Here is a 15,996-nt window from a genome sequence, read left to right on the forward strand (position 1 = left end):
GAATTTTCAGTCTACAGAAGTTACAATCTCTTTTATCTCAATTGCACTTGGTCTTTAATCTTGTTTTGCATGTCTACCTTTTTGATCTTCCCTGAAGGTGTCATCGGGAAGTCATCCACAAAAATGATTTTATCTGGGACTTTGTAATCGGCTACTTTGCTTTTAATAAAGGTAAGGACCTCTTCTTCAGTCGCTTCACAATTAGGTTTCAGCTGAATGCAAGCACATGAGATCTCACCAAGAACCGTATCTGGTAATCCAATAATCGCAACATCATTCACATAGGGAAGGGTATAAAAGTGCTCCTCAACTTCTCGAGGATAAACGTTGTAACCACCTCGAATAATCATTTCCTTTTTGCGCCCTACAATCCGAATATACCCAGCCATATCCATCGTCGCTAAATCTCCTGTATAAAACCACCCTTGCTCATCAACCACTTCGCGCGTCTTTTCAGTCATATTGTAATAGCCTTTCATTAAACCAAAACTACGACACGCCAGCTCACCAACAACTCCGATCCCTACTTCTTTCCGCTGCTCATCGACGATCTTAAGATCTACACCTGGAAGTGCTCTTCCGACGGTCTCTGCCCGTAATTCATCATCATCCTTAAAGCTAGTTAACGTTAACGTTGGAGATGCCTCTGTCATTCCATAACCAACCAAAACATTGCATCCCATTTCGCTTCGTATTCGCTTAATAATTTCAACAGGCGCCGGAGCTCCGCCCATTTCACCTGTTCTTAAAGATGAAAGGTCATATTTTTTAAACGAAGGATGATTCAATTCGAGAATATACATCGTTGGGACACCTGGTTGAATCGTTACTTTCTCCTGTTCAATCAGCGCCAATGCTTTTTCTGGCTTAAATTTTTCCATTAAGACCATTCTGCTTACCGATGCAATCGTACGTAAAACAAACATAAGTCCCATCACATGAAAGATCGGTGTCGGAAGTAAAAAAACATCGTTTGGTGTACATTCCATGCATTCCGTCCCCGCTACTGCGGTATGAACCAGATTACGATGCGTGAGCATAGCCCCCTTTGGTCTTCCGGTCGTTCCAGATGTATATAAAATGGCATAAACATCATGTAGAGGATCAATGACAGCATCTAATATTGCCTTGTTTTTCCCATCTTCCAACAAGCGATCATAGCTTAGCATATCGCTTGCTTCAAAACGAACTGTGATGAAGTGTTGTAAAGTGGGAACACTTCCCTCAATCTCTCTGTATTGCTGAGCATGATGGATATGATCAAATTCCTCTGGAAAGAAAACAGCTTTTGCACCTGAATTGTTCAAAATGTACATCACTTCGTCTTTTCTAAACCGTGTGTTAAACGGAATTAAAATAGCACCTAATTTAGCTAAAGCAAATTGAATGACAATGAATTCATGCCAATTTGGTAAACTAACGGCAACTCGATCCCCTTTACCAATCCCTAGCTGGTTCAAACTTGATGCTAATTGACCGGCTTCTCGATCTAGTTCTTGATACGTTACACGCCTATATCCATCGTATATAGCTTCTTCATCTTGTTTCATCGCTAATGCCGCTTCAAGCAATTGGGACAAAGACATCTGATATCGCTCTTTGAACATGAGTTATTACCTCTCCTCAATTGATCTTATTTCGCCTTAATGTAATCGCTTACTTTTTACTGTTTATTTAAGGGGAATCCCCCATGAACGACTAGGCAACATCCTTCTCTTTCTAACAACCATCCACCTCCAGCTAAATATGAGTATTATCTTTTCCTATGGTTTAACTTTAAACTTAGAGTGAAACTCGCACCACCTACATGACATACGAAAAAACTTTTATAATTCGTTATTTTTGATGAAGAGGACAATTGCTTAGTAAATAAATGAAGGGATCGTACAAAAAATAGTACGATCCCTTTTGATTAATGAATTTCATATTTTTTCTTAAGCGATTCTGGAGACATTTTGATCATTCGCTCAAAAATAAATGCAGCCACCATAACATCATCCAAGACCCCAAAAAAAAGCAAGAAATCAGGAATAAGATCAAACGGAAAGACTGCATATCCGATTAGAAGAAAAACCCCTATGCCTTTTTTCCAAGCAGATATTTCTTTTGAAACAAAGTAATCTTTCAAAAATGGAACAAATCTCCAAACTTTTAAGATAAATGTCAGCCTTCTTACAATTCTCCTCACTCATATCACCTACGTTTCCGTCTAAACCTATTCTACACTTCGAACTTGTTTTCTAGCAATCTCAGCTGTTTTACCCACCATTGTTGTTCATAACTTCTCCTAACTTGCACATCACTTTTACTTACTTGTCCAATAACTCCCTATTAAAAAATACCTGACACCATCTACTGTGCCAGGCATAATAAATTTAGCTAGAAAAATACTTATTAACCAGCATCTCTGCCATTCGAGTTGTTAATGCTTGAGTCGTTAAAGTGGGATTGACTCCACCAATTGAATTGTAGTGTACACTATTATCAGCAATAAAAAGACGTTTAACTTGATAGGCTTCACAGGAGGTGTCCACTACATGCCCCATTCTCATCGTGCTTTCTAAATGAATGTAGAGATTCGGTGGCAAATCACTTCTATGAATGGATTTGGCTCCTGATTGCTGCAACATATTCATTGCAATTTTTGTTAATTGGTTTCGCTTTTCTGTATCTTGCTTACTCGGTGTATATTTCACAATTGGTATGTTTCCATGTTCGTCTTTCGTATGAGGATCCAGTTCAACTCGGTTGTTGTATTGCACTTCATCAGCTGTAATGATCAGAAGGCTTAATGAATTTCTATATTGATTCATCGCATCTTTCAATTCGTTCCCTACGAGTCTCCCTTTTTGATCCGCTAGATTATGTTGGGGTTGGAGAGAATTGTATCCCGCTTGGCTAAATCCAAATAAAAACTGAGCTGATAAACCAGGGCTGTTCCCAAGATTTTCTATCATTCCTAACCCTGGATAATCAAGTCTAGCTCCAGATGTATGGCCAACAAACGGGTTAATAGATGGACTTCCTAAGATACTCATAAGGGTCTTCTCATCGAACGTACCTGTTACGGCATCCATATAATGATTCGTTAAGCCTCTTCCAACCCATTCATTATGTGGAAGGTCAGAATTTAACCAGAGTCGTGGAGTTTCGACGCATCCAGCAGCCATTACGATCACTTTTGCATAGAGTTCCTCCGTTTCTCCTGTCCATGTGTTCCGAAATTGAACCCCAAATGCCTCTTCCTCTCCACTTGGTTGTGTTTCTGTTAATACTTTTGTTGCATAGGAATTCGGACGGAATGTAACATTTCCTGTTTTCATGGCCAACGGGACATAGCTCACATTAGTTGAACGTTTCGCCATCCGATCCACAGATGGACCGTACGGACAACCCTGTTCACAATGTCCGCTTAACGTGCAACCTTCCATATGGCTAATCTGTTCCAATGAAACATTTGGATTCATTAAGTTTTCATTAGGAGGTAAAATGGCATTAGGCTGAGGCCGATACCCGACACTCCTCACATCTAGTGTAGGCAAAAGTGAAAAGCCCGCCTTTTTTGCCCCGTAATAAAACAGCTCTTCTTTCGCTGTTGTAGGAGCAAATTCAACCGGCAATGTTGCTTCGACTTTTTCGTAATAGGGCACAAGTTCCTCATAACTGATCGGCCAACTTTCAAAACTCACAGGATAGGCTCGTGGAGAGTTTCCATAATAATGAAGTGTCGTTCCACCAATTCCAGCATTTTGCCACAATAATGCTTGATCAGGAATAGTTCGATACCATGGTGAACGCCTTCGGTCTGCAGGACCCCAACGAAACTTACCCGTAACGGGGTCATTCATATCATTTTCAAGTCTCGTTAACTGTTTTCTATATAAAGATGCATCTAAATCGTTTGGATCATGGCTCGCTTTCGCTCCTCGATGTGAATTTGGTTCAGGCCATTTTTTATTTCCATACCAAGGGCCTGCGTCAAGAACGGTTACTTTAAGTCCCATTTCTCCTAACTCTTTTGCAGCTACCGCCCCACCACCGCCGGAGCCTATAATGATTACATCGATGTTCGTACTCATGTTTCCCCTCCTGTTCTTCCCATCCTTAATAAAAACCCGCGAAAATCACGATAACCATACGAAGGACCAGGATAGCCAACCTGGCTCCAACCTAAAGGATGGTATTGTAACTGGCGATTTTGAGGTGGGTTATTTCTAGTTGTGCCATAAGCTGGCCATTCGGAATAGTTCCCAAAATAGGCAAATCGGTTAAGTGCATCTGTGACATATTGAACGAGACCCGCATCATTTTGAAAAGGAGAGGGTAAAGAATACAAATCCACTTCAAGGTTTTCTAAGCAAGCTAACGTTCGAACACGATCTTTTCTCGAAAGGGTCGTAAAAACCCCTCCATGTTGATTGTGTTGTTTTTGAATCGATTGGGTTGGTTTGTGATTAAGTAAGTAGGTTGCTGCTACATCTAACATAAGGGCAGTTGGATAAGCGAGAGGCGCACGCATTTGATACAGATGCTGTTGAATGGTGATGTAGTGGTCTAATGCATAGATGATATATTCATGAACAAATAAATCCGAAGCTTGATAGATCTGTTGTTGGCCGTTGTTCATCAGAGTACTTGCTGGCAGGAGAGCGTCCGTAAGTGCTTTAAATGTCGCATGAAGGTACTCTTGATTGTATGACGTCATTCCATTCACCGCCTTATTCTGAACTAATGGTTTTAGTATCATCATTAATCCTTATTTTTCTGGTGGGAACTTTATGAATAAAGGGACAGAGATGTATAAAACACTCCCTGTCCCTCTTTTTAGTCTTATTTAAGATTGTATAAAACGGAGGTTGCTTGTTCAGAAACGTCCCATAATTTTTCCATCGTTTCTTTTTGATAGACGGTTGCGCGCGGGACTTCAATTGTTGGATTTCCTTTTCGGTTTCCTGCGCCATCAGGACCCATGTATTCTCCACCTACTAAGTTCTCATCTGTTGCTGCCATAATAGTAGGCAAAGCCCCTTTTTCAGCTGGTTGACCCATTAGTTTCATTAATGGTTTGATATACCAAGGCGTTTTGGTTTTGCCGATTTTAAATAGATTCGTAGAAGAAATTCCCGGATGGGCCGCTAAGCTTATTGTTTTGTATCCATTTCGTTTCAAACGATCATCTAATTCTTTTGCAAACAGGAGATTGGCCAACTTACTCTGGCTATAAAACTTCATCCCTTTATACCCCTTTGAACCATCTAGGTTATCAAAATCTATGATTCCACTTCGATAAGCAATTGAGCTCAATGTTACAACCCGGGGCTGAACTCCTTTCTCTAACAAAGGTAGCAATAGACCCGTTAAGGCAAAGTGTCCTAAATGATTGCTAGCAAACTGAAGTTCAAATCCTTCTTCTGTTTGCGAATAAGGAGGAAGCATCACACCCGCATTATTAATCAACAAATCTAAGGAATCATATTTTTCAGAGAAAGCATTCACAAAATCATGAACGGTTGCTAACTTCGATAAATCTAAATAAAAAACATCAATTTCCCCTTCTGGAAAAAGGCCCAATAACTCTTGCTTGGCCGTTTCACCTTTGTTGACATTTCTCACTGCCATAATGACTTTGTATTCTGCACCAGCAAAGTATTTGGCTGTTTCAAACCCTAACCCGCTATTCGCACCTGTGATAATGACGGTTTTATTGGACATTTATGAACACCTCAATTTTGATTTTTTTATAAAGATAGTAAAACAGCACCTGAAACCTCTACAGGTGCTGCTAATTTCTTTTATAAGAACAAATTCTTAAGTCTCTCCCAAAAACTCACTTTCCCCTCTTCCTCCACGAAAGTCAATTCTTCCTCTTCATCTAATTCAATCGGTTGTGTCTTTAAAATAAATTGAACAGAATCCACATTATTATTTTTCGGCGATACAAACGAAACAGGCTCGAAATCAGATTTATCGAATTCTTCCATCATCGCATCAATCTCTTCTTGCATCGTTTCAGGTAAGTCAAACGTCTCATCAGCTAATTCTGTTGTGCCATCATAAAGTTCACCAACACCGTTAGCCAATTCTGACGTTCCTTTGGCTACTTCACCAAATCCCGAATCAATTTCACTGTAGGAATTTGCAAGCTGAGACACACCATCTGTATAAGAAACGAGACCTGCATGAAACTCGCCATAATTTTTAGCAAGCAAGCCAAGACCCTCTTCTAGTTCACCTAATGCATCCAATCCTTCCATACTTTCAAACGCAACGGAAAGCTCACTTGCCATCGTCCGTAATTGGTTACTGATTTCAGTGACCGCGTCGCTTGTTCCTGTCAATGCAGGAGCTACTGCGGCAAATGCTTCTTTGACATTGTCAAATGTTCCTTTTGCTGTTTGAGCAGCAACAAGAACATTGACTAACTGTTCAACGGTTTCTGGGTTCGCTCCACTTGCATACAATTGCTGAATGTCTTCTTCAGACACAGCAGAACTTGGGATTCCATTCATTGCTTCACTGAGTGCCGAAAATGCAATTTTATAGTTTTCTTGCAGTTGATTTAATCCTCCAGCTACCTCTTCAAGACCATTTGCCATTAGGGACAACCCTTCTGGTAATTGTCCTAAATCACTTAAGTCCATCTTGTCTGATGAACCGCTCAGTCCCTCTGACAACAATGAGAGTGATTCTTCAATCGTTCTGGACGCTTTGATGATTTCAGAAGAAGCACCTCTTATTTCAAACATGCCTGCTTCATATTTATTTGAACCTGAGTTTAAGCTTTGAACCCCATTATTTAGTTCAGACACACCTGTGTTCAATTCAGACACACCATCATTTATTTCCTGAATCGCATCACTTAACGTACGCATTTCACTCGTCATTTCGTCTGTTTCAAAGTGATCAAGCGCCATTGATAATGGAATTCCCGCAATGTCGATTCCCTCCATCTCAAAATCAACAACGTCGGCAAGAAAACTGATGTCTCCTTCGCTATCAGGCATAACGGTATACGTTAATTGTCTCTTCTTCCCTACATTAGAAATCGTAGCATCTGGTGCTTGAATGTTACTGATGATTTCTGTATCAAGAGTTAGAGAGATTTGCATCGTATAGTTTTCAAAAAACGTTGGATCTACCTGCTCATTTTCTGAAGTTTTAATCGTCAACAGCAGACGACCCTCTTTTCCTGCTAACTCATCTGGAAAAATCTCTTCCCCATCAAGCATGTAAGAAATATCGATATCCCATGGCAATTCCCGAGCAGCCAGATTTCCTTGATAGTAAAACCAACCTGCAGACGCATCTAACTGTACCTCATCTCCGTCTTGCTCAATCACGGAGAGATCCGTTAAATTACGTATAGTTGTATATTCTCCATAGTCAATGATGGAACCAGGCTCCGTTACATCTAACATATTCACAACATAAAGTTCGTTTAGCACGCCCGTTGCACTTAAGTTTCCGTACACAACTTCATCCTTAGAAGCTGCAGCCTCATTTGCATTGGCACTGGCTACTTGAAAAGGAAAAACGAGCAGCGTTGCTAAACATACAAGCGTCATTTTCTTCTTCATCATTTTTCCTCCTTATAAAAGTTTGCTTTAATCGTTGTTTTCCCTATTACTTTATCAAACACAAGAAGTAACGCTGGCAAGAAAAAGAGAACTAAAATAAACGCCAATAGTGCCCCTCTTCCAAGTAGTAATCCAATCGATCCGACAATCGGATTGCTAGACGTGATCCATAAAATAAAACCAACACCTGATAAGATAGCCGCAGAGATCGAAATCGAGAATGTCTTTTCATTTAATGTTTTCATAATCGATTGCTTCGCAGACATTTCTTTGCGATTCTCAAGATAATTTTCGGTAAAGAGTATCGCGTAGTCCACTGTCGCTGCAAGCTGAACGGTGCTGACAACCAAATAACCGACAAAGACTAATGGTGTATCCGTAAAGTACGGAACAGCAAGATTGATCCATACCGCTGCTTGAATCGTCAGTAATAAAACGACTGGCAGAGAAATCGACTTAAATGTAAATATTAAGACGGTCCCAATCGCAACGATCGTCAAAATGTTAACCACTGTGTTATCTCTTGTAATGGTCGTTTTCATATCATACAAGGCAACGCTCTCTCCAAGGGCTAACGCTTCATCCCCATAGTAAGATGCTGCAATGTTACGGACGGTTTCCACGACACCAAAGGCAACATCTCCTTCATTGTCTGTGTCTGTATAAAGAATAATTTGACTATAACTTTCTGAATGAAACTGTTCCGTTATCGAAGGGTCGAGATACTCCGGCGGGATTGCTGGACTAACGGCTTGATTATAAGAGATTACATTTGAGACATGCTGGACTCCTTCTAATTCTTGTTCCATCCTTACTTCTCTAGCCACATCGCCTTTTGGGACAAGAATTACAATTGGAGTGGTCTTTCCGAACACCTCATCAACGGCTACAAGATCCTGACCAAGACGAGTTGATTCAGGCTGTTCACCGTTTCCATAAATAAAGGACGTTTGTTGTTGTGCTAAGAAAGCAGGTACAAGAACTACAAACACAGCGATTAAGCTAAACACACGCACCTTCATTACACCCTTTCCAATCGAGAAGGTACTCGGTACGAAAGGCTTATGTTGAGTCTTATCTATCCATTTATAAAACATAACTGTTAATGCTGGCAAAAACACCATTACACTAATGAAACTTAATAAAATCCCTTTTACAAGGTTTACTCCTAAATCAGCTCCAATTTCAAACTGCATAAACGTTAAAGCCAAGAACCCGAAGAACGTCGTAGCGGCACTCGCTGCGATTGCCGGAAACGATTTTCTAATAGCAAGTTGCATCGCCTCTTCTGGATTCGCTGTTTTCGTCCGGTAATGCTGAAAACTATGAAGAAGAAAAACAGCATAATCTAATGAAACCGCTAATTGTAAAATAGGAGCAACCGATTGAGTAACGAATGAAATCTCACCTATAAAAATATTCGTACCTAGATTAATCAAGACCGATACACCAATAGCTGTCAGGAAAAACAGTGGCTCGATCCATGAAGTAGTAGAGATTACAAGAATAATGACAATGAGTGGCACTAACAACAGCGCTGCATAGATTGCTTCACTTGATGCCATACTTTGAGCAACCGCTGTATCAGCCGCCTCTCCAATTAGCGCATTTTCCTCACCAATCAGTTCGTAAATAGCTTGCGTAATTGCTACTTCATCCCCTTCTCGTACCGTTAACGAAAGAAGAGCATGATTGTCCTTATAGTACATTTCTACTAACTCGCTTCTGCCATTTCTAAAGGCGTTTTTAAATCAAGTACTTGATCGAGCCAGACAACATCCGTTACTCCATCAATCTCCTCAAGCATGTCTTTGTACGATAGTGCTTCTTGTACAGATACATTCCGAATCATCACTTGCGCATTTGAAAGAGGTGTATCAAATTCCTTTTCCATCATCTCAATCGCTTTAGTTGACGGAGTGTTCTCTGGCATATATTCACTCATATTATAATTGACTGAAACAAAAAACTGGGCGATTGCACTAAACACGGTCAGTAGCATAAACACAATTACAATCGACTTTTTATATTTCATGATTTTTGATGCAAAACCTAGCATGCTGAACAACTCCTTGAATCGTAACTAATGTCTAAGTATAATGACACTGTGTAGGATAATCAACAAACAGTTTATTATCTTTTGTTACATATCCAACACCAACAAAATAAATGATGGTTTTTTAACAAATTGTCTTAATAAAGGGTGAAATAGCATGAGTTCTAAACTAGATAGACGAATCAAATATACCCGACTCGCTTTGCAAGAAAGTTTTATCAAACTAATGCAAGAAAAACCGTTAACAAAGATTACGATAAAAGAAGTCTGTGAATTAGCGGATATTAATCGTTCAACGTTTTATTCCCATTACAAAGATTTATATGATCTCCTTAATCAAATTGAAGATGGCATCATCGAAGACTTAAACCAAACATTGTCCTCCTTCAATCACACAAAAAACGAAGAAGCAATCCAAATGACAGAAACATTGTTAGAATATCTCGTAAAAAATCACGAAAGCTCTCAAACGTTATTTAGTGAAAATGGCAATCCCGAATTCCAACAGAAAGTAATGATGTTGGCCCACCAACATTTATTAAACGTTTTAAATGCAGATAAACAAAACCTCCCTATTAATGCTGAATATTTAAGTTTGTATATCGTGAACGGTAGCATACACGTGATCCAACATTGGCTAAAAAATGGGGTAAAAGAATCTCCTAAAGAAATAGCTGAATTAATTATTACTCTTGCCAATGAAGGACTTTCTCCCTTTCAACAATGAGCATCACCCTAACATCATAAAAAAGCAAAGGATGTTCTTCCACTTCACTCTCCTGAAAGTGACAAGAACAGTTCCTTTGCTTTTTTATAGTGAAAGTTTTCTTAGAGAAAGAGCAACAATCCTTCTTTGCTACAACGAAGCAACGTACTATTTTTCCTTTTAAAGAGCATCATTCACTCTCGGGTTTTAATCGTTTACTTACCTGTTTTCTCCTCTTCATTTCTACTCAGTATAATTCCAGATATATGTGACAAAAGATGACAATGATCGGTTATTTGAGAATCTGATATGATATAATATACGTTACAACCTACTCCTTTTTAGAACATGTTAAATCTTTTAGAAGAGGTGGCTCTTATGGAAAAATTTGATATAATTCTTGATGAATTACAAAAATTAACCCAGCGAGTAATTAGTATTGAGGGAAACGTGGTTACAAAGCAGGATCTTAAACATATGGCTTCTAAGCAGGACCTTGAATACATGGCCACTAAGCAGGACCTTGAATACATGGCTTCTAAACAGGATCTTGAAAACATGGCCACTAAACAGGATCTTGAAAATATGGCCACTAAACAGGATCTTGAAAATATGGCTTCTAAGCAGGACTTGGAAAACATGGCCACTAAACAGGATCTTGAAAATATGGCTTCTAAGCAGGACTTGGAAAATCTATCTATTAAGATTGAACAAATGAGCAAAAAACTTGATGCTGTTGCCTCACAAGTGGCCCACAATACTGAACAAGAACTACTGTTAAAAGATGTTGCTCAAAAAGTAATAGATCATGAAATGGACATCCGTCTCATCAAACAAATGATAACCAACAAATAGGTTTCCAGAAAGTATCCGTTCCTTTATCCCCCAATTGTCGTTCAACATCGTTTCTTCATACAAAAAGTTGAATCAAGCACCAACCTCCAGACCTTCCTCTATTTTAATTCTATCGCCCCTCCATTGATTCGTTTAAATCCTCGTAATTTCCCTAACTCTTCAACTATCTTTAATGCCGCTTTGTCTTTTGCTTTCGCTTCTATCATGATGTCTGCTGATTTCCCGTATGCTTTTAACGCTTTTATAAACGCCGTCGCAAATTCGACCTCAACATAATCAGCATGAGCTCGGATTAATTTTTCTGATTTAGGAGAGGATAAGTGGAATTTAGGAGGCTTTCCCGTCCCTTCCAAGTGGCAAAAATTCTTGGCAGTAACTCCTCAACCGTTTGTTCACCAGGATTCGCCCAATGATGATGATAGTCAAAAACAAATGCAAGGCCGTGCTGTTCACAGACTCTTAGTGTCTCTTCAGCCGTATACGTTTTGTCGTCATTCTCAAGTGTTGTTTGCTTTCGTATGTTCTCATCTAGCTTTACAAAATTTTCGTTGAACCGACCGATGGCTTCTTCCTTATTCCCATAAGCACCGCCGACATGAATATTGATTGATGCATTCTTATGTAGTCCCATTGCTTCAAACATCTCATAGTGATAAGTCATATCAATAATGGCATTCGTCGTGATATGTTCTTGTGGGCTTGTAAACAAAGTGTATTGATTTGGGTGAAAGCTAACACGTAAATGATGTTTCTGAACCAAATTTCCAATCTCTTTGAACAAATCACCAAAAGGTGTAACAAAATCCCATTTCACCTCCGGATGGGTCGCAAGTGGTACAAGGGAAGAGGACATCCGGTATAATTCAATGCCGTGTGCAATATTATAATGAAGAATTCGAATCGTGTTTTTTAAATTTTGTTCCGTAATATGGTATAACTTTTCCTTTCTACTCGCTTCCTCTTGCTTCTTCCAATTCGTAAACGTTAATGTCCTAGAAGGAGTTGCTTCCCATAAAGAGAGTGCTGTAGAGACATACCCAAACCTTAGTATCATTGTTTCCTCCAACATTTGATTATAGATGAATGTAGTTTGTGTGAATGATGTCAACTTCATACTTTATAAAAACATAAGAAAAACACGCAACTAGTTTTACACTTTATTGGTCTTTCATTCAATTCCATCATTATGAATGATGCAAAATATTCTTCTTACTTACCATCCTCTCTCAAAAAAAGACGTTAGGCAACCATTTCAAACCTCTCCTTCCTCCAGTCCTATTAATCATATAAAACACGAACTAAATCACTGGTCTTCAAAACTTCTTCCACTTAGTTCTCATAATAATTCTCGTTTATTAATTAATTTTTTCATTATAAGACTCTTTTCGCATATGGATATAGTGAGAGATATAGCCAATCAATTGCGTCTTATTCATCTAAAATCAATCAAGCAACACTACCTATTTCCCAACTCTCCCAAGGGTTCTTCGACAAATCTCGTCTGAAAAAGGACTCATTTTTTAAAATCGCAAGTTATTTTTCTTTCTTTTTGAGTAATAGTTTATTATAATGATTACATAATAATAATTATTGTCTTTCCGATTCGATTTCATAAGCTGAAGGCCATAATTATTCTTACTACTAACTTATTAAAAAGGAGAATGAGAAAATGCATAACTATACTGATAATGCGAACGGCGGAAAATGTCCTTTCATGCACGGTAGCGCTACAAATAACAGCCCTACTGTTACAACAAACAAAGACTGGTGGCCAAATCAATTAAACTTAAATATTTTACATCAGCATGATAGAAAAACGAATCCTATGGGTGAAGAATTTGATTATGCAGAGGAATTCCAAAAATTAGATTATGATGCTCTTAAGAAAGATCTACATGATTTAATGACAGACAGCCAAGATTGGTGGCCAGCTGACTATGGCCATTATGGTCCTTTCTTCATTCGTATGTCTTGGCACGCAGCTGGTACATACCGTACAGGTGACGGCCGTGGGGGCGGCGGAACCGGTAATCAACGTTTCGCGCCTTTAAACAGCTGGGAGGACAACGGGAACCTTGATAAAGCTCGTCGTCTATTATGGCCAATTAAGCAAAAGTACGGAAACAAGATTTCCTGGGCTGACTTGTTAGTTCTAACAGGAAACGTTGCTCTTGAATCAATGGGCTTTAAAACTTTCGGTTTCGGAGGAGGACGTGCTGATATTTGGCAACCTGAAGAAGATATCTACTGGGGTTCTGAAAAAGAAATGTTAGGTGAAAATCGTTATTCAGGTGATCGTGAACTGGAGAATCCACTAGCTGCTGTTCAAATGGGTCTAATCTATGTAAATCCAGAAGGTCCAGACGGTAAACCGGATCCGATTAAAAGTGCTCACGACATCCGCGAAACGTTCGGACGTATGGGAATGAACGATGAAGAAACCGTTGCCCTAATTGCTGGAGGTCATACGTTTGGTAAGGCACATGGTGCGGGTGATGCTTCAAATGTTGGTCCAGAACCAGAAGCTGCTCCGATTGAAGCGCAAGGCTTTGGCTGGTTAAGCACTCACGGTAGTGGTAAGGGTGGAGACACCATCACAAGTGGCCTTGAAGGTGCTTGGACTGCTAATCCAACACAATGGGATAATGGTTACTTCGATTTATTATTCGGATACGAATGGTGGTTGACTAAGAGTCCTGCAGGCGCTTATCAATGGCAGGCTGTAGATCCTGATGAAAAAGACCTTGCACCAGATGCTGCGGATCCGTCTAAGAAGGTTCCAACCGTTATGTTTACAACTGATTTAGCATTACGCCATGACCCAGCATACGAAAAAATTGCACGTCGTTTCCATGAAAATCCTGAAGATTTTGCAGATGCATTTGCTCGTGCATGGTTCAAACTTCTTCACCGTGACATGGGTCCTAAAGCAAGATATCTAGGACCAGAAGTTCCACAAGAAGATCTTATCTGGCAAGATCCAGTACCAACTGTTGATTATGAATTAACAGATGCAGAAGTAGCTGAATTAAAAGAAAAAATCCTAAACTCAGGTCTTTCAGTAAGTGAGCTTGTTACAACTGCGTGGGCTTCAGCAAGTACGTTCCGTGGCTCTGATAATCGTGGTGGTGCAAATGGTGCCCGCATCCGTCTTGCTCCTCAAAAGGATTGGGAAGTGAATCAACCAGAACAACTTGAGAAAGTTCTTGGTGTCCTAGAAGAAATTCAAAGTAGTCTAGACAAGAAAGTCAGTCTTGCTGATTTAATTGTCCTAGGTGGTTCTGCAGCAATTGAAAGAGCTGCACAAGATGCAGGCTTTGATGTAACAGTTCCTTTTGCTGCCGGGCGCGGGGATGCGACACAAGAGCAAACAGATGTTGAAGGCTTTGAAGTACTTGAGCCTGTTGCTGATGGATTCCGCAACTATCAAAAGAAACAATACAGCGTAAGCCCAGAAGAACTTCTTGTAGACAAAGCACAACTACTAGGCTTAACTGCTCCTGAAATGACTGCACTAATTGGTGGTTTGCGCGTTCTAGGTACAAACTACGGTGGTACTTCACACGGCGTATTCACAGATCGTGTTGGAGCCCTTTCTAACGATTTCTTTGTGAACTTACTTGACATCGGAGTTGAGTGGAAGTCTGTTGATGGAGTCGTATACGAAGGACGTGACCGCACAAAAGGTGAAGTCGTTCGTACTGCAACAAGAGTTGACCTAGTATTTGGTTCAAACTCAGTTTTACGTGCAATTGCTGAAGTTTATGCTCAAGATGATAACAAAGGTAAGTTTGTTAATGACTTTATCTCTGCATGGGTGAAAGTAATGAATGCAGATCGTTTCGATCTTAAGCTTAAGAAAGCTGAATTAGCAGGAAATTAATGTTTATAGTAAAAACGTCGTCCTAACCGGACGACGTTTTTTGGTTGAGTCGAATTCAGACCGTATTCAAAAAGAAAAACATTTACATGAAAAACCTTCATTTACGCCCCGACTTTTTCCGCTTCGCTTTGCTCGTTTAGAAAGAGCAAAGATAGGTTGTTAAATTCCTTAGCTTCCTCAATAATACATACATGACCAGCACCTTTAATGAGTTGAATAGAAGCAAATGGATCCCGCGATACAGCCTCTGTTGCCGACTCAATAAACATGTGATCCTCCTCACCCATAACGATTAACTTCGGGATTGAATTTTGTGTATTGACTGCGTTATTATACGCATACTCAGGCTTCAACACTAATTTTGCCCACTTAAAAAACTCTTGCCTACCCAATTTCACCGCTTCTCTTATAAAGATATCACGTGACCGTTTGTGATTTTCTTTTGGCATCATTATTAGCGCAAAAGCTTTATAAAAAAACATATATGGAGCGAAAAAACGTAAGGAGTATACAGCTTTTACTAATTCTTGTGACCACCAGCTCCAGCGAACCACTGCCCCTGCTAAAACAACCGATTTAATCCGGTCTGGTGCTTGTGCAATCATTTGCTGGGCAATAATGGTACCTAGTGAAAAACCAACCAAATGAAATGCACTAATCGAAAGCTTGTCTATAACGGAATAAATTTCCTCTGAAATCTTCTCAACTGTATGAGCTTCTCTTGTAAAAGATTGAGAGTCGCCGTGTCCTGGGAAGTCTATTAATAGTAAATTAAAGTATTTCTCATATTCGTCGATTTGTTTATAAAAAACAGTTGAGTTACCACCTAACCCATGTAAAAGAACAACCCAATCCGTCCCTTTGCTTTTTTCAATTGTTTTATACGATAGCAAGGTATTTTCACTTCCTTTTCATTTAA

Annotated in this window: 10 protein-coding genes and 2 pseudogenes; 3 read left to right on the forward strand and 9 right to left on the reverse strand. The window is 39.5% G+C overall.

Annotation, left to right across the window (positions count from 1 at the left end):
* Positions 1-32: 32 nt before the first annotated feature.
* The 7 genes and pseudogenes from JCM9140_RS05860 to JCM9140_RS05890 form a co-directional block, all read right to left on the reverse strand.
* Positions 33-1,607 (reverse strand): long-chain-fatty-acid--CoA ligase, encoded by a 1,575-nt coding sequence (locus JCM9140_RS05860; protein WP_034743643.1) that lies wholly within the window; start codon positions 1,605-1,607, stop codon positions 33-35.
* A gap of 305 nt (positions 1,608-1,912) precedes the next feature.
* Positions 1,913-2,188 (reverse strand): YkvA family protein, encoded by a 276-nt coding sequence (locus tag JCM9140_RS05865; protein ID WP_034743645.1) that lies wholly within the window; start codon positions 2,186-2,188, stop codon positions 1,913-1,915.
* A 187-nt stretch (positions 2,189-2,375) separates the two neighbouring features.
* Positions 2,376-4,079: a GMC family oxidoreductase N-terminal domain-containing protein gene (locus JCM9140_RS05870; protein ID WP_034743648.1), complete on the reverse strand. Its 1,704-nt coding sequence runs from the start codon at positions 4,077-4,079 to the stop codon at positions 2,376-2,378.
* Complete coding sequence (locus JCM9140_RS05875; protein WP_034743651.1) at positions 4,076-4,705, reverse strand: hypothetical protein; 630 nt, start codon at positions 4,703-4,705, stop codon at positions 4,076-4,078. Before JCM9140_RS05875 ends, JCM9140_RS05870 begins: the two co-directional genes overlap by 4 nt.
* Positions 4,706-4,830: 125 nt before the next feature.
* Entirely contained in the window at positions 4,831-5,712 is an 882-nt protein-coding gene (locus JCM9140_RS05880; protein WP_034743654.1) for an oxidoreductase, read from the reverse strand.
* An 80-nt stretch (positions 5,713-5,792) separates the two neighbouring features.
* Positions 5,793-7,577, reverse strand: a complete 1,785-nt coding sequence (locus JCM9140_RS05885) for a YhgE/Pip domain-containing protein (RefSeq protein WP_235715289.1) — start codon at positions 7,575-7,577, stop codon at positions 5,793-5,795.
* A pseudogene (locus JCM9140_RS05890) lies at positions 7,577-9,636 on the reverse strand (efflux RND transporter permease subunit). Before JCM9140_RS05890 ends, JCM9140_RS05885 begins: the two are co-directional and overlap by 1 nt.
* A 154-nt stretch (positions 9,637-9,790) precedes the next feature.
* Here JCM9140_RS05890 and JCM9140_RS05895 point away from each other — a divergent pair.
* On the forward strand, positions 9,791-10,360 hold the full coding sequence (locus tag JCM9140_RS05895; RefSeq protein WP_034743660.1) for a TetR/AcrR family transcriptional regulator: 570 nt from the start codon (positions 9,791-9,793) through the stop codon (positions 10,358-10,360).
* Positions 10,361-10,717: 357 nt separating this feature from the next.
* Positions 10,718-11,194: a hypothetical protein gene (locus tag JCM9140_RS24115; RefSeq protein ID WP_034743663.1), complete on the forward strand. Its 477-nt coding sequence runs from the start codon at positions 10,718-10,720 to the stop codon at positions 11,192-11,194.
* Between the two features lie 98 nt (positions 11,195-11,292).
* Here the strand turns inward: JCM9140_RS24115 and uvsE are convergent.
* Positions 11,293-12,248: pseudogene (gene uvsE / locus JCM9140_RS05905) on the reverse strand (UV DNA damage repair endonuclease UvsE).
* A 615-nt stretch (positions 12,249-12,863) separates the two neighbouring features.
* Here uvsE and katG point away from each other — a divergent pair.
* Positions 12,864-15,077, forward strand: a complete 2,214-nt coding sequence (gene katG, locus JCM9140_RS05910; RefSeq protein WP_034743666.1) for a catalase/peroxidase HPI — start codon at positions 12,864-12,866, stop codon at positions 15,075-15,077.
* Positions 15,078-15,178: 101 nt separating this feature from the next.
* Here katG and JCM9140_RS05915 read toward each other — a convergent pair whose 3' ends face one another.
* Positions 15,179-15,970: an alpha/beta fold hydrolase gene (locus JCM9140_RS05915; protein ID WP_034743669.1), complete on the reverse strand. Its 792-nt coding sequence runs from the start codon at positions 15,968-15,970 to the stop codon at positions 15,179-15,181.
* Positions 15,971-15,996: the final 26 nt, after the last annotated feature.

This window comes from Halalkalibacter wakoensis JCM 9140, from assembly GCF_000513095.1.
GTDB lineage: Bacteria > Bacillota > Bacilli > Bacillales > Bacillaceae_D > Halalkalibacter > Halalkalibacter wakoensis.

Coding starts and splice junctions, on each gene's coding strand:
- JCM9140_RS05870 (WP_034743648.1), bottom strand. CDS start 4,079: ATGAGTACGAACATCGATGTAATCATTATAGGCTCCGGCGGTGGTGGG.
- katG (WP_034743666.1), top strand. CDS start 12,864: ATGCATAACTATACTGATAATGCGAACGGCGGAAAATGTCCTTTCATG.
- JCM9140_RS05895 (WP_034743660.1), top strand. CDS start 9,791: ATGAGTTCTAAACTAGATAGACGAATCAAATATACCCGACTCGCTTTG.
- JCM9140_RS24115 (WP_034743663.1), top strand. CDS start 10,718: ATGGAAAAATTTGATATAATTCTTGATGAATTACAAAAATTAACCCAG.
- JCM9140_RS05885 (WP_235715289.1), bottom strand. CDS start 7,577: ATGAAGAAGAAAATGACGCTTGTATGTTTAGCAACGCTGCTCGTTTTT.
- JCM9140_RS05860 (WP_034743643.1), bottom strand. CDS start 1,607: ATGTTCAAAGAGCGATATCAGATGTCTTTGTCCCAATTGCTTGAAGCG.
- JCM9140_RS05875 (WP_034743651.1), bottom strand. CDS start 4,705: ATGACGTCATACAATCAAGAGTACCTTCATGCGACATTTAAAGCACTT.
- JCM9140_RS05880 (WP_034743654.1), bottom strand. CDS start 5,712: ATGTCCAATAAAACCGTCATTATCACAGGTGCGAATAGCGGGTTAGGG.